The sequence below is a fragment of the Mesorhizobium sp. M1078 genome, from assembly GCF_040318615.1.
In the GTDB taxonomy this organism is placed as follows: Bacteria; Pseudomonadota; Alphaproteobacteria; order Rhizobiales; family Rhizobiaceae; genus Mesorhizobium.
In genome coordinates this window covers 50,369-63,469 of record NZ_JAMYMP010000002.1, presented here as the reverse complement: position 1 = coordinate 63,469, position 13,101 = coordinate 50,369, and the positions used below count along the sequence as shown (strand labels likewise).

14 protein-coding genes and 1 pseudogene are annotated in these 13,101 nt (G+C 63.6%); 12 read left to right on the top strand and 3 right to left on the bottom strand.

Annotated features, from left to right (window positions below; all coding sequences use genetic code 11):
• The first annotated feature begins 73 nt into the window (after positions 1-73).
• Together fabI and NKH38_RS04465 are read left to right on the top strand one after the other, a co-directional pair.
• A complete protein-coding gene (fabI, locus tag NKH38_RS04470) occupies positions 74-895 on the top strand; it encodes an enoyl-ACP reductase FabI (RefSeq protein ID WP_352760765.1) in 822 nt (273 codons plus the stop codon).
• Between the two features lie 46 nt (positions 896-941).
• Positions 942-1,529: a histidine phosphatase family protein gene (locus NKH38_RS04465; protein ID WP_352760762.1), complete on the top strand. Its 588-nt coding sequence runs from the start codon at positions 942-944 to the stop codon at positions 1,527-1,529.
• A gap of 82 nt (positions 1,530-1,611) precedes the next feature.
• Here NKH38_RS04465 and NKH38_RS04460 read toward each other — a convergent pair whose 3' ends face one another.
• Positions 1,612-1,866 (bottom strand): DUF1344 domain-containing protein, encoded by a 255-nt coding sequence (locus NKH38_RS04460; RefSeq protein ID WP_352760759.1) that lies wholly within the window; start codon positions 1,864-1,866, stop codon positions 1,612-1,614.
• Positions 1,867-2,050: 184 nt separating this feature from the next.
• Between NKH38_RS04460 and aroC the strand changes: the two are divergent.
• Positions 2,051-3,165: pseudogene (aroC, locus tag NKH38_RS04455) on the top strand (chorismate synthase).
• 74 nt (positions 3,166-3,239) lie between these two features.
• Positions 3,240-4,340: a 3,4-dihydroxy-2-butanone-4-phosphate synthase gene (gene ribB, locus NKH38_RS04450; RefSeq protein ID WP_023668438.1), complete on the top strand. Its 1,101-nt coding sequence runs from the start codon at positions 3,240-3,242 to the stop codon at positions 4,338-4,340.
• A gap of 319 nt (positions 4,341-4,659) precedes the next feature.
• On the opposite strand, the gene NKH38_RS04445 is transcribed toward ribB, so the two are convergent.
• Positions 4,660-5,883, bottom strand: coding sequence for an MFS transporter (locus tag NKH38_RS04445; protein WP_031209622.1), 1,224 nt, complete (start codon positions 5,881-5,883; stop codon positions 4,660-4,662).
• A gap of 118 nt (positions 5,884-6,001) precedes the next feature.
• On the opposite strand from NKH38_RS04445, the gene NKH38_RS04440 reads away from it, so the two are divergent.
• The 8 genes from NKH38_RS04440 to NKH38_RS04405 all read left to right on the top strand — a co-directional run bounded on the left by NKH38_RS04440 (position 6,002) and on the right by NKH38_RS04405 (position 12,623).
• On the top strand, positions 6,002-6,610 hold the full coding sequence (locus NKH38_RS04440) for a TetR/AcrR family transcriptional regulator (protein ID WP_352760905.1): 609 nt from the start codon (positions 6,002-6,004) through the stop codon (positions 6,608-6,610).
• Between the two features lie 94 nt (positions 6,611-6,704).
• Entirely contained in the window at positions 6,705-7,688 is a 984-nt protein-coding gene (locus NKH38_RS04435) for a hypothetical protein (protein ID WP_352760752.1), read from the top strand.
• A 71-nt stretch (positions 7,689-7,759) separates the two neighbouring features.
• A complete protein-coding gene (locus NKH38_RS04430; RefSeq protein ID WP_023747548.1) occupies positions 7,760-8,686 on the top strand; it encodes a histone deacetylase family protein in 927 nt (308 codons plus the stop codon).
• Positions 8,687-8,689: 3 nt separating this feature from the next.
• Positions 8,690-8,941, top strand: coding sequence for an exodeoxyribonuclease VII small subunit (locus tag NKH38_RS04425; RefSeq protein WP_023668433.1), 252 nt, complete (start codon positions 8,690-8,692; stop codon positions 8,939-8,941).
• Positions 8,942-8,979: 38 nt separating this feature from the next.
• Positions 8,980-9,246 carry a DUF2277 domain-containing protein gene (locus NKH38_RS04420; RefSeq protein WP_023668432.1) on the top strand — a complete coding sequence of 89 codons (267 nt, stop codon included), beginning with the start codon at positions 8,980-8,982 and terminating at the stop codon, positions 9,244-9,246.
• A 10-nt stretch (positions 9,247-9,256) separates the two neighbouring features.
• Complete coding sequence (locus NKH38_RS04415; RefSeq protein ID WP_352760746.1) at positions 9,257-10,177, top strand: pirin family protein; 921 nt, start codon at positions 9,257-9,259, stop codon at positions 10,175-10,177.
• A 101-nt stretch (positions 10,178-10,278) separates the two neighbouring features.
• On the top strand, positions 10,279-12,192 hold the full coding sequence (gene dxs / locus NKH38_RS04410) for a 1-deoxy-D-xylulose-5-phosphate synthase (RefSeq protein ID WP_352760743.1): 1,914 nt from the start codon (positions 10,279-10,281) through the stop codon (positions 12,190-12,192).
• A 146-nt stretch (positions 12,193-12,338) separates the two neighbouring features.
• Complete coding sequence (locus NKH38_RS04405) at positions 12,339-12,623, top strand: hypothetical protein (protein ID WP_352760740.1); 285 nt, start codon at positions 12,339-12,341, stop codon at positions 12,621-12,623.
• Here NKH38_RS04405 and NKH38_RS04400 read toward each other — a convergent pair.
• The gene (locus tag NKH38_RS04400) at positions 12,620-13,021 is read right to left on the bottom strand and encodes a GFA family protein (RefSeq protein ID WP_023692079.1); all 402 of its coding nucleotides are present in this window, start codon (positions 13,019-13,021) and stop codon (positions 12,620-12,622) included. The genes NKH38_RS04405 and NKH38_RS04400 overlap by 4 nt on opposite strands.
• Positions 13,022-13,101: the final 80 nt, after the last annotated feature.

The following is a 13,101-nucleotide window of genomic DNA, read 5'->3' as shown; positions in this document are numbered from 1 at the left end:
GTCTGTGCTTGATGCGCCTTTCTGCCTGTGCGATAGGCACTCCAAAGCAGAAAACCTTTCGGAGAGCGCTGACATGGCGGGTGGACAGGGCCTAATGGCCGGCAAGCGCGGGCTTATACTGGGCGTCGCCAACAACAGATCGATTGCCTACGGCATCGCCAAGGCCTGCGTCGACCATGGCGCCGAGATCGCGCTGACCTATCAGGGCGAGGCGTTCAAGAAGCGCGTCGAGCCGCTGGCTGCGGAATTGGGCGCCTTTGTCGCCGGTCATTGCGATGTCACTGATCCGGCGAGCCTCGACGAGGTGTTTGCCAATGTCGCTAGGCATTGGGGCGGCAAGCTCGACTTCCTCGTCCATGCCATCGCCTTTTCCGACAAGGACGAGTTGACCGGACGCTATGTCGAGACGACGCGCGACAATTTCCTGCGCACCATGGACATTTCGGTCTATTCCTTCACCACCATCGCCAAGCGCGCCGAAGCGCTGATGACCGATGGCGGCTCGCTGCTGACGCTGACCTATTATGGCGCCGAAAAGGTTATGCCGCATTACAACGTCATGGGTGTCGCCAAGGCAGCGCTCGAAGCCAGCGTGCGCTATCTCGCCGTCGACCTCGGCGGCAAGAAGATCCGCGTCAACGCTATCTCGGCCGGGCCGATCAAGACCTTGGCTGCTTCGGGCATCGGCGACTTCCGCTACATTTTGAAGTGGAACGAATACAATTCGCCGCTCAAGCAGACCGTCACCCAGGAAGAAGTCGGCGATTCCGCCGTCTATTTCCTGTCGGACCTGTCGCGTGGCGTCACCGGCGAGGTGCACCATGTCGATTCCGGCTATCACGTCGTCGGCATGAAGTCGGTCGACGCGCCGGATATTTCGACCGTCAAGGAATAGTTCTGCCGCGGTTTCCGCCTGCCTGTCCTGATTTCCGGAAGACCTGATGGTTCCGCTCGTCTACATCGTGCGCCATGGCCAGACGCAGTGGAATGCCGAGTCGCGGCTGCAGGGCCAGGCCGACACCGATCTCAACGCACTCGGCCGCGAGCAGACGACCCGCAATGGGCGGCGGCTGGCCGAGCTGATCCAGAACCCTGAGGATTTCGACTTTGTCGCCAGTCCGATGAAGCGGACGCGCGAGACGATGCAGCGGCTACGCTTGGCGATGCAACTCGATCCCGATGCCTACCGCACCGACCCGCGTCTGGTCGAGGTGCACTTTGGCGACTGGCAGGGCTTTACCTATGCCGAACTCGATACGCGAATGCCGGGCTCGGCGAAGGCGCGACGGCGCAACAAATGGAATTTCCAGCCGCCGGGGGAGGGCGCCGAAAGCTACCAGATGCTGCTCGAACGGGTGAAGCCGTGGTTCGACGCGCTCGACCGCCAGACGGTCTGCGTCACGCATGGTGGCGTCGTGCGGACCCTGTTCAGGATGGTCGAAGGTGTTTCCGAACACGAAGCGGCAAACCTGGAAGTGCGGCAGGACCGGGTGCTCAGGCTGCAGGACGGGCGTCTGGATTGGCTCTAGGTTGGAGCAGATAAACAGGACGACTGTCCTGTTTATCCGGGCAGGGCTCCGCCGAGCGGCAAGACCCTGTTCGGCGTCGGTCTTATTCGGTGTCGGGCAGTTCCATATCGGTGACGACGTTCTCGCCATTCGTCACGTCATAGGCAATGACGATATCCATGCCCGGCTTCAGCGAATCGAGATCGGTCTCGGCGTTGAGCTTGAAGGACTTGCCGTCCTCCAGCGTCAGCGTCAGCGCGTCCTTGTCGACCTTCTTGATCAGGCCTTCGATCTGGCCGGCATAGGCGGCGGTGGAAATCAGCAACATGGCGGCAGCAGCGCCAATCAGGGTACGCATCGTCGTCCTCTTTGTCATTGCGCCTGCACAGATGGCGGCGAGCTTTCAACGGGCGGATGGAAGAGAGCAGAAACCAACCGAATGTGTCAAAACTAAAACCGCCGGATCACAGTTTGACCGCTGTGGAAAACGCCAATAGAACGCACCCTTGATCCGGTTCCGCTGCCGGGCAGGGCTAAAATTCATGTCTCACAACACGTTCGGCCATCTCTTCCGCGTCACCACCTGGGGCGAAAGCCATGGCCCGTCGCTCGGCTGTGTCGTCGACGGCTGCCCGCCCGGGATCCGCTTCACACGGCAAGAGATACAGGCCGAACTCGACAAGCGCCGTCCCGGCCAGTCGCGTTTTGTGACCCAGCGCCGCGAACCGGACGAGGTGAACGTGCTATCCGGCTTCATCCTCGACGAGGACGGCGAGACGATGATCACCACCGGCACGCCCGTCTCGATGCTGATCGAGAATGTTGACCAGCGCTCCAAGGACTATGGCGAGATTGCCCGCCAGTACCGTCCCGGCCACGCCGACTACACCTATGAAGTCAAATACGGCGTGCGCGACCATCGCGGCGGCGGTCGTTCCTCGGCGCGCGAGACGGCCGCGCGCGTGGCCGCCGGCGCGCTCGCCCGTAAGGTGGTGCCCGGAATGGTGGTGCGCGGCGCGCTGGTCTCGATGGGCGAAAAATCGATCGACCGCGCCAACTGGAACTGGAATTTCATCGGTGACGCCGAAAACCCGTTCTTCACCCCCGATCCGGCCTCGGTTCCGGTCTTCACCAGCTATCTCGACGGCATCCGCAAATCCGGCTCCTCGGTGGGCGCGGTTATTGAAATCATCGCCGACGGCGTGCCAGCCGGCCTTGGCGCGCCGATCTATGCCAAGCTCGACCAGGACATCGCGTCCGGCCTGATGTCGATCAACGCCGTCAAGGGCGTCGAGATCGGCAACGGCTTCGAGGCCGCGCGCATCACCGGCGAACAGAATGCCGACGAGATGCGCATCGGCAATGACGGCAAGCCGGTCTTCCTGTCCAACAATGCCGGCGGCATTCTGGGCGGCATCTCGACCGGCCAGGCGATCGTCGCCCGCTTCGCCGTCAAGCCGACCTCGTCGATCCTGACGCCGCGAAAATCCATCGACAAGGACGGCAACGACGTCGACGTCATGACCAAGGGCCGCCACGACCCCTGCGTCGGCATCCGCGCCGTGCCGATCGGCGAAGCCATGGTTGCCTGCGCCATCGCCGACCATTATCTGCGGCACCGGGGACAGACAGGCGGGGATTAGGCAGTAGGGATTAGGTAATAGGCCAGCCCATCCTTCCTTCCCTAACTCCTACTGCCCAACCCCTATTCCCTGCGAGCGAAGCGAGCCAATGCCATACGATCAGAAGAAAATCGTCGAAGCCATCCGCGCCTTCGAGCGCGGCGAGATCGTCGTCGTCATGGACGATGACGGGCGTGAGAACGAGGGCGACCTGATCGTTGCCGCCGTGCATTGCAGCCCGGAGAAAATGGCCTTCATCATCCGTCACACCTCCGGCATCGTCTGCACGCCGATGCCGCGCGAGGAGGCCAAGCGGCTCAATCTGCAGCCGATGGTCGCCGACAATGATTCCGCCCACACCACGGCCTTTACCGTCAGCGTGGATTTCAAGCATGGCACCACCACCGGCATTTCGGCCGAGGACCGCACGCTGACCGTGCGCAACCTGGCCAACGGCAATGTCGGCGGTTCGGATTTCGTCCGGCCCGGCCACATCTTCCCGCTGATCGCTAGGGAAGGCGGCGTGCTGATGCGCTCGGGCCATACCGAAGCCGCGGTTGACTTGTGCAAACTTGCCGGCCTGCCGCCGGTTGGCGTGATCTCGGAGTTGGTCAATGACGACGGCACCGTCAAGCGCGGCCCGCAGGTGGCGAGCTTTGCCGAGGAACACGGCCTCAAGCAGGTCTCGGTCGCCGACCTCATCGCCTACCGGCAGCGCAAGGAAACGCTGGTCGAACGCGTCGCCTGCTCCGAAATCGACACACTCGGCGGCAAGGCGCAGGTCTTCACCTACACGCTGCCTTGGGATTCCATGCACCATGTCGCGGTCGTTTTCGGCGACATCCGTGACGGCGAGGACGTCCCGGTGCGGCTGCATTCCGAGGATGTGGTGACCGACGTGTTCGGCACCAGCCACCGGCTCGACGCCATTATGAAGGCGATGGGCGAACGCAAGCGCGGCGTCATCGTTTACCTCCGAGAGGGTTCGGTCGGCGTCGCCCATCAGGAGCGCAACCGGCCGATGAGTGCCGACCGTGAGGACCACGAAGAGGCCCGCCGCCGTGAGAACGAGTGGCGAGAAATCGGCCTCGGCGCCCAGATCCTGAAGGACCTCGGCATTTCCTCGATCAACCTGATCGCCTCGCGCGAGCGCCACTATGTCGGGCTTGAAGGCTTTGGGATTCACATCGCGAAAACTGAGATTATCTAGTTTCTCAGGTGGATGGCGCGTCGGAAGGATTGCGCGGGCAGGTCACATGCGTTTGTGATTGGCCGAAGCCTTTCCGCGGTCGTCATCCTATGGCGAAGCAAGGAGCGAAGCGACGCGGCGCAGACATAGGACCCATGCCGCGACTTCGACGCGTTGCAACGGTGCAGAATTCTGCTCCGCTGCACCCTTCGGTCAAGGTAACGGAATGGGTCCTCGGGTCTGCGCTTCGCTTCGCGTCGCTCCGTGATGACGACGCCAGAGGCCTCACCTAATTCCGAACGTTTGCGGTGGTCTCCAAAGCGAACGTCAGGCCGCGTCCTTACTCCGCGGGAACGGCGGCCGCGTCGCATCCGTCCAGCTCGCATGTGTGGGTGGCCAGGCTGCGCTGGCCCAGCAACACCGTGACCAATGCGATGACGCCGGCCGCCACCGAGACCCAGAACCCGTTCCTGGCGCCGAACTCATCCACCACCGCGCCGGCGGCAAACGAACCCAGCGCCATGCCGATGCCGATGCCGGTCATCACCCAGGTGATGCCTTCGGTCAGCATCGCTTCCGGCACGTGCCGCTCGATCAGGCCGAAGGCGGTGATGAAGGTCGGCGAGATCGCCACGCCGCTGATGAAAACGGTCAGCGCCAGCAGCGGCACCGTGCCGGCGGTGAGCGGCAGCAGCGTGCCGAGCGCGACGAGGGCGACCGCGAGGGCCAACTGGCGCTGCAGCGGCGCTTTCATGTTGAGCGCACCGACGACGAGGCCGAGCACGAACGATCCCAGCGCATAGACGCCGATGACGAGGCTGGCGGCGCCCGGCTGGCCGAGTTCCTTGGTGATCGCCACCGTGCTCACTTCCGTCGTCGCGAAGGTGGCGCCGACGAAGATCAGGGCGAAGGTGATGATCTGCACCGGCCGCAAGCGGATTGCCGAGCCGCTGGAGACATGGTCCACCGGCCGCACTTGCGGTTCGGTCGAGCGTTGCAGGATGAAGGCGGTCGAGCCAAGGGCGAGGAACACCGTGCTCACCAGGACGCCGGCTTCGGGGAAGAGCGCGGCGCTCAAGCCTACCGACAGCGACGCGCCGGCGATATAGACCAGTTCGTCCGCAGCCGACTCGAAGGCGAATGCGGTGTTCATCTGCGGCCGGCCGCGGAAAATCTCTGTCCAGCGCGCGCGCACCATGGCCGGCATGCTGGGCATGGCGGCGGCCGCCAGCGCCGACACGAACAGCGTCCACACCGGCCAGTCCCGATTGGCTGCGGCAATCAGCACCGCGAAGGCGAGCACGGTGAGGATGGTGGTCGGAACCACGATCCGCGTCTGGCCAAGGCGATCGACCAGCCGTGATATCTGCGGCGCCACGAAAGCGTTGCTCAGCGCGAAAGTCGCCGAGACAGCTCCCGCCAGCCAGTATTCGCCACGTGTCTGCGAGAGCATGGCCACGATGCCGATCGGCGCCATGGCGATCGGCAGCCGCGCGAGGAAGCCCGCGGCGGCAAACCCCTTGGCTCCAGGGGCACGAAAGATTTCCGAGTATGGGTTTTGCATTGCTGGCTCCTCGACAAAGGCCAATTCGACAATTACATACGATGCGTATGAATGTATGTAATCCATACGCCGCGTATGTCAATTGGCATACGAAGCGTATATGAATAAGGCCAGAACCATGCACAGACCCCGCAAGGAGATGATTGCCGAAACGCGCGCCAAGCTGATCACGGCGGCCCGCCACGCTTTCGGCACGATCGGCTATGCCGAGGCCTCGATGGATGATTTCACCGCCTCGGCCGGGCTGACGCGCGGTGCGCTCTATCATCATTTCGGCGACAAGAAGGGCCTGCTGCAGGCCGTCATCGCCGAAATCGATGGCGAGATGGCCGTCCGCATCCATGAGATTGCGTCGCGGGCGCCAAGCCGCTGGCAGCGTTTCGTCGACGAATGCACGACCTATATCGAGATGGCGCTGGAGCCGGAAATCCAGCGCATCATGTTTCGCGACGGTCCGGCTGTGCTCGGCGATCCGGCGCAATGGCCGAACGCCAATGCCTGCGTCGGCTCGATGACCGATCATCTGACGGCTCTGCAGCAGGAGGGGGTGGTCGTCCCCGGCGTCGACCCCGAAACCGCCGCCCGGCTGATCAACGGCGCCAGCAGCCAGGCGGCGCAGCGCATCGCCAATTCGAACGACCCCGAAGCGACGTCGAAGACCGTGGTGGCAGCCTTCCAGCAACTGCTTGAAGGCCTTCTCAAAAAACAGGACTCGCAGCCGGCCTGAAATCTGGTCGGCCGAGACCCGGCATTTGCCGAGATTGACAATTCCCGGCCCGGGTTCATCCTCGCCGTCCATCTCTGAGGGGAGATTCGGGCGCATGTGGGATTTCGAAATCGGCAGGTCGGTGTCCATCATGATCAGGACATGGCCTTTCATTGCCCTTCGCATGATCGTCTATTTCGGCATCACGCTCGCCTATATCGTGGCGACCGGCAGCGGCGCCTCCGTCGGCTATGGCGTCGGCCACATCTCCACCGATCCCGACGGGCCGCTGTCTTTTGCGCTCTGGGGCGGCATCGTCGGCATCGGCGTCGTTTCGATCGCGCTGTACTGGATCCGCGAATACATCCTCTATGTCGTCAAGGCCGGCCATATCGCCGTCATGGTCCATCTGATCGATGGCCGCGAGATTCCCAATGGCCAGGACCAGATCGCCTACGCCAAGGGTGTGGTGAAGGAACGTTTCGCCGAGGCCAACATCCTTTTCGTGGTCGACCAGCTGGTCAAGGGCGCCATCCGCGCCATCACCGGCCTGATCGGCGGCATCGCCGCCTTCCTGCCCATTCCGGGCCTCGGCGGCCTGGTCGCTTTCATCAATATGGTCATCCGCCTGTCGCTGACCTATGTTGACGAGATCATCCTCGGCTACAACATCCGTATCAACTCGTCGTCGCCCTTCGAAACCGCCCGGCAAGGCGTCGTGCTCTATGCCCAGAACGGCAAGACCATGGTCAAGAACGCCGTCTGGCTGGCGGTCATTATGTGGGGTGTGTCCTTCGTCATCTTCCTTTTGATGCTGGCGCCGGCCGCCGCCATCATGTGGTTCATTCCGGGGCAGCTCGGCGGCTGGGCCTTCGTGCTCGCCATCCTCCTTGCCTGGGCCTTCAAGGCGGCCTTCATCGAACCCTTCGCCATAGCCTGCCTGATGCAGGTCTATTTCAAGACCATCGAAGGCCAGGTGCCGAACGCCGAATGGGACCAGCGGCTGGCCGAGGGGTCGTCCAAGTTCAGGGAACTCAGGGATAAGGCGCTGGCCTCCTTCGGCGGCTCGCGCTGGACGCAGCCCGCGCCCGGGGTGTAATCCCTGTTGAACGTCGGGACGGTGAGGCGTCAAACCATGGTCAAAGCGGCCGGGCGCGCCTATATCGGGTCATGGTCACCAGGCTCTACACCCATCCGATCTTCCTCGAACATCTGACGCCCCCCGGTCATCCGGAGCGGCCGGACCGCTTGCGCGCTATCGAGCGCGTGCTCGACGACGAGGCCTTCACCGCACTCGATCGGGTAACGGCGCCGCAAGGCGACGAGGCCACAATCCTCTACGCCCACCCCGAGGATTTCGTCGCCCGCGTCCGCGCCGCGATCCCTGAAAGCGGCATTGCCTCGATCGACGCCGACACCAGCGCCAGCCCGAAAAGCTGGCAGGCGGTGGTGACCGCCATCGGTGCCGCCAACGCCGCTGTCGACGACGTCTTCGAGGGCCGCGTCGCCAATGCCTTCGTCGCCTCACGTCCGCCCGGCCACCACGCCGAAAAGACCACGGCGATGGGCTTTTGCCTGTTCAACACCGCGGCGATTGCCGCGCGTTATGCGCAAAAGAAACACGGCGCCGAGCGCGTCGCTATCGTCGATTGGGATGTCCATCACGGCAACGGCACGCAGGACATCTTCTGGGACGATCCCTCGGTGCTCTATTGTTCGACGCACCAGATGCCGCTCTATCCCGGCACCGGCGCCAAGAGCGAAACCGGCGCCGGCAACATCGTCAACGCCCCGCTGGCGCCGCAGACCGGCTCGGACATGTTTCGCGATGCCTTGCTGTCGCGCGTCCTGCCGGCGCTCGACAATTTCGCGCCCGATCTGATCATCATTTCCGCAGGGTTCGACGCCCACCATCGCGATCCGCTGGCCGAGATCAACCTCAGCGAGGACGATTTCGACTGGGCGACCGGCCAGTTGCTGGAACGCGCCGGGCGCCACAGCGGCAACCGGCTCGTCAGCCTGCTTGAGGGCGGCTACGATCTGCAGGGATTGGCATTTTCGGTCGCTGCCCATGTCGGGCGGCTGATGAAGGGATAAAGTATGGCTGGCGAAGCAAACGAAGACGTCAAGGCGATGAGCTTCGAGCAGGCACTCGACGCGCTGGAAAAGATTGTCGATGATCTGGAACGCGGCGACGTGCCGCTCGACCAGTCGATCAAGATCTATGAGCGCGGCGAGGCGCTGAAGGCCCATTGCGACCGGCTGCTGAAGGCCGCCGAAGACAAGGTAGAGAAGATCAGGCTGTCGCGTGATGGCAAACCGGTGGGAACGGAGCCGCTCGACGCGGAGTAGTGGAATGGGGCGGGCATAAAGCAGATAGGAGTTCAAGCATGTGCAGAAACATCAAGACCCTGTTCAATTTCGAGCCGCCGGCGACCCATGACGAGATCCGCGACGCCGCGCTTCAATTCGTGCGCAAACTGAGCGGAACGACGCGGCCCTCGCAGCGCAACCAGGCGGCCTTCGACCGTGCCGTCGAGGCGATCGCCGAATCGGCGCATGAATTGCTGCATTCGCTGGAAACCACGCATCATCCGCGCAATCGCGAAGAGGTGGCGGCCAAGGCAAAAGCCAAATCGGCGCTCCGCTTCGCCTGAGGACATCCAGATGAGTTTCTTCCCCGGCAAGGACCCTGAGCCTGGCGACGCCTTCGCCAGCGACCAGATCGAGTTGATGGTCATTCCGAATGCCAAGGATATTGGCGGCTTCCAGGTTCGCCGCGCTCTGCCGACGGCAAAGCGGCGGCTGGTTGGTCCCTTCATCTTCTTCGACCGCATGGGGCCGGCCATCTTGCGCGCCGGGCAGGCGATGGATGTGCGCCCGCACCCGCATATCGGGCTTTCCACCGTCACCTATCTGTTCGACGGCAATATCAGGCACCGCGATTCGCTCGGCACCGAGATGGTCATCCAGCCGGGCGACGTGAATTTGATGACCGCCGGCCGCGGTATCGTCCATTCCGAGCGCACGCCCGAAGAACTGCGCGGCGCGCCAATGTCGGTCTCCGGCCTGCAAACATGGCTGGCTTTGCCCGACGGCAAGGAGGAAGTGGCGCCGGTGTTCGAGAACACGGCCGCGCTCCTTCTGCCCGAGATCGACGCCGAAGGCGTTTCCGGCCGCGTGGTGATCGGCGATTTCGCTGGACTGCGCTCGCCGGTAAGAGCCGACACTGAGACGCTCTACGCCGATCTGAGGCTGGCGCCCGGCGCCAGCGTCAAAATTCCCGCCGACGCCGAGGAACGCGCCATCTACACGCTGGACGGCGATGTCTCGATCTCGGGCGACCGTTTTCCGGCCGAACGGCTGCTGGTGTTCCGGCCTGGCGACGAGATCGTCGTGTCGTCCGAGCGCGGCGCCCATTTCATGCTCTTCGGCGGCGCTTCGCTCGGCTCCCCGCGCCACATCTGGTGGAACTTCGTCTCGTCGTCGAAGGAACGCATCGAACAGGCCAAGCAGGAATGGAAGACGGGCCGCTTCGATATCGTTCCCGGAGACGAGGAAGAGTTCATTCCGTTACCGGACAATTAACGTCAGCATCACCCGCGTCACTGACACGCATTTACATTCCGGCGACGCAGGCATATTTCGCCATGATCGACGCGCATCATAGCTGAGCAGGCCCTTTAACAGTGAACGCAACGCTGCATACGCCGCTTCTCGACAAGGTCCGCATTCCAGCCGACCTGAAGAAGCTTGACGAAAGCGAGCTGCCGCAGCTGGCCTCGGAGCTGCGCGCCGAGCTGATCGATGCCGTCTCGCATACGGGCGGGCATCTCGGCGCCGGCCTCGGTGTCGTCGAACTGACGGTGGCGCTGCACTATGTCTTCAACACGCCGGAAGACCGCGTGATCTGGGATGTCGGCCACCAGGCCTATCCACACAAGATCCTGACCGGCCGCCGCGACCGCATCCGCACGCTGCGCCAGGAGGGCGGCCTTTCCGGCTTCACCCGCCGCGCCGAGAGCGAATACGACCCGTTCGGCGCTGCCCATTCGTCGACTTCGATTTCCGCCGGCCTCGGCATGGCCATGGCGCGCGACCTCTCCGGCGGCCACAACAATGTCATTGCCGTCATCGGCGACGGCGCCATGTCTGCCGGCATGGCCTATGAAGCCATGAACAATGCCGGCGCGCTCGATGCTCGCCTGATCGTCATCCTCAACGACAACGACATGTCGATCGCGCCGCCGACCGGCGCGATGAGCGCCTATCTGGCGCGGCTCGCGTCGGGCAAGACCTATCTTGGCCTGCGCGATTTCGGCAAGAAACTGACCTCCTATCTCGGCAAACGCGCCGATCGCGCCATCAAGCGGGCGGTCGAGCATGCGCGCGGCTACGTCACCGGCGGCACGCTGTTCGAGGAGCTTGGCTTCTACCACATCGGCCCGATCGACGGCCACAATCTCGAGCATCTGATCCCGGTCTTGAAGAACGTCCGCGACCATGCCGACGGCCCGGTGCTGATCCATGTCGTGACCCAGAAGGGCAAGGGCTACGCGCCGGCCGAGGCCGCGGCCGACAAATATCACGGCGTCAACAAATTCGACGTCATCACCGGCGCGCAGACCAAGGCCCCGGCCAATGCGCCGGCCTACACCAAGGTGTTCGCCGAAAGCCTGGTCCAGGAAGCCCGCCTGGACGACCGTATCGTCGCCGTCACCGCGGCCATGCCGAACGGCACCGGCCTCGATTTGTTCGGCGAAGCGTTTCCGACCCGGACCTTCGATGTCGGCATTGCCGAGCAACATGCCGTGACCTTCGCCGCCGGCCTCGCCAGCGAGGGCTACAAGCCCTTCGCCGCCATCTATTCGACCTTCCTGCAGCGCGCCTTCGATCAGGTCGTCCATGATGTGGCGATCCAGAAACTGCCGGTGCGTTTCCCGATCGACCGCGCCGGTTTCGTCGGCGCCGACGGCGCCACTCATTGCGGCGCCTTCGACACCACCTTCCTGGCGACGCTGCCGGGCTTCGTGGTGATGGCGGCTGCCGACGAGGCGGAGCTTCGCCACATGGTGCGCACCGCCGCCTATTATGACGAAGGCCCGATCGCCTTCCGCTATCCGCGCGGCAATGGCGTCGGCGTCGACATGCCGGAGCGCGGCTCGGTGCTCGAAATCGGCAAGGGCCGCATCGTCAGGGAAGGCACCAAGGTGGCGCTTCTGTCCTTTGGCACAAGACTGCAGGACTGTCTGCTGGCGGCCGAGGAACTCGGCGCGGCAGGGCTTTCGACGACGGTTGCGGATGCCCGTTTCGCCAAGCCGCTGGACGAGGATTTGATCCGCCGTCTCGCCCGCTCGCACGAAGTGCTGGTGACGGTGGAAGAGGGGGCTGTCGGCGGTTTCGCCAGCCACGTGCTGCAGTTCCTCGCCCATGAAGGCTTGCTGGAAAGCGGTCTGAAAGTTCGGCCGCTGGTGCTGCCGGACGAGTTCACCGACCACGCCAAGCCGGAAAAAATGTATGCCGATGCCGGGCTCGACGCGGCCGGCATCGTGCGCACCGTGTTCGTCGCGCTCGGCCATTCCGCGCGCGCGCAGCGCGCCTGAATCAAACCTCACGCAGCTGAAGCAGTTGCCTGTGCAAGCCTGACACTTTGTTAACGCTTCTCTTTGGCGTTTCGCTTACCGTCTCTTTTGGCCGTTTTTCAACGCCGCCCTGCTAGAACTGCCTCCAGGCAGAGGAGTTAAAAACAATGCGAACGCTTCTGTGCCGCGCGGCCCTTTTGGCCGTCATCGCCGCGCCGGCCATGGCCGAGACGCGCTATGACCAAAAGCTCGAACAGGCGGTGGCAGGCATCGTCGCCCGCAAGATGGGCGATATCAGGGGCGCTTTTTCCTACAAGCAGGTGCCGCAGCTTGTCGTCGTGCCGGACGCACCAGTCGTTGCTGTCGAGCGCCCGCGCAAGCAGGCTTCAGATGACGGAAGCGACGGCCTGATGCCGGCCGTTGAACGGCAGGTCTCACGGACGATCTTCTAAAACCACATATCGCGCACGCAGCGCCCATCGCGCGGCAGGTCGTCATAAGTGTCCAGCCCGTCGAAATGGTCGATCGGCAGGTCGGCGACCGCCTCCGGCGGTGCCAGCCTGACATTGACGGCGATCCGCGTGCGGCCGCTGTCGCTGCGGCGCAAACCGCGCCAGGCAAGCACACAGGCACATGTCGGGCAAAACAGTATTTCCAGCGACGGCGTCTCCTTGCCAGCGCGGGTGTAGGACTGCACAGGCCCCACAAGCCGGATACGCTCGTCGACAAAGTCATAGGCCCAGAGTGTGCCATAGCGGCGGCAAAGCGTGCAATTGCAGGCCGTGATCGGGCCGGGATCGCCTTCCAGGGTCCAGTGGGCGGCGCCGCAATGGCAGGTTCCCGTCAGCATTCGTCTTCCTCCGCATTGCCTGAGCCTCTACATCTTGCCGGACTGGCTGCGCTATTCAACCGGGCGGACTGGCTTGCGGC

Coding starts and splice junctions, on each gene's coding strand:
- NKH38_RS04435 (WP_352760752.1), top strand. CDS start 6,705: ATGTGGGATTTCGAAATCGGCAGGTCGGTGTCCATCATGATCAGGACA.
- NKH38_RS04445 (WP_031209622.1), bottom strand. CDS start 5,883: ATGCAAAACCCATACTCGGAAATCTTTCGTGCCCCTGGAGCCAAGGGG.
- NKH38_RS04415 (WP_352760746.1), top strand. CDS start 9,257: ATGAGTTTCTTCCCCGGCAAGGACCCTGAGCCTGGCGACGCCTTCGCC.
- NKH38_RS04465 (WP_352760762.1), top strand. CDS start 942: ATGGTTCCGCTCGTCTACATCGTGCGCCATGGCCAGACGCAGTGGAAT.
- NKH38_RS04405 (WP_352760740.1), top strand. CDS start 12,339: ATGCGAACGCTTCTGTGCCGCGCGGCCCTTTTGGCCGTCATCGCCGCG.
- NKH38_RS04460 (WP_352760759.1), bottom strand. CDS start 1,866: ATGCGTACCCTGATTGGCGCTGCTGCCGCCATGTTGCTGATTTCCACC.
- NKH38_RS04425 (WP_023668433.1), top strand. CDS start 8,690: ATGGCTGGCGAAGCAAACGAAGACGTCAAGGCGATGAGCTTCGAGCAG.
- NKH38_RS04400 (WP_023692079.1), bottom strand. CDS start 13,021: ATGCTGACGGGAACCTGCCATTGCGGCGCCGCCCACTGGACCCTGGAA.
- NKH38_RS04420 (WP_023668432.1), top strand. CDS start 8,980: ATGTGCAGAAACATCAAGACCCTGTTCAATTTCGAGCCGCCGGCGACC.
- NKH38_RS04430 (WP_023747548.1), top strand. CDS start 7,760: ATGGTCACCAGGCTCTACACCCATCCGATCTTCCTCGAACATCTGACG.
- ribB (WP_023668438.1), top strand. CDS start 3,240: ATGCCATACGATCAGAAGAAAATCGTCGAAGCCATCCGCGCCTTCGAG.
- fabI (WP_352760765.1), top strand. CDS start 74: ATGGCGGGTGGACAGGGCCTAATGGCCGGCAAGCGCGGGCTTATACTG.
- NKH38_RS04440 (WP_352760905.1), top strand. CDS start 6,002: ATGCACAGACCCCGCAAGGAGATGATTGCCGAAACGCGCGCCAAGCTG.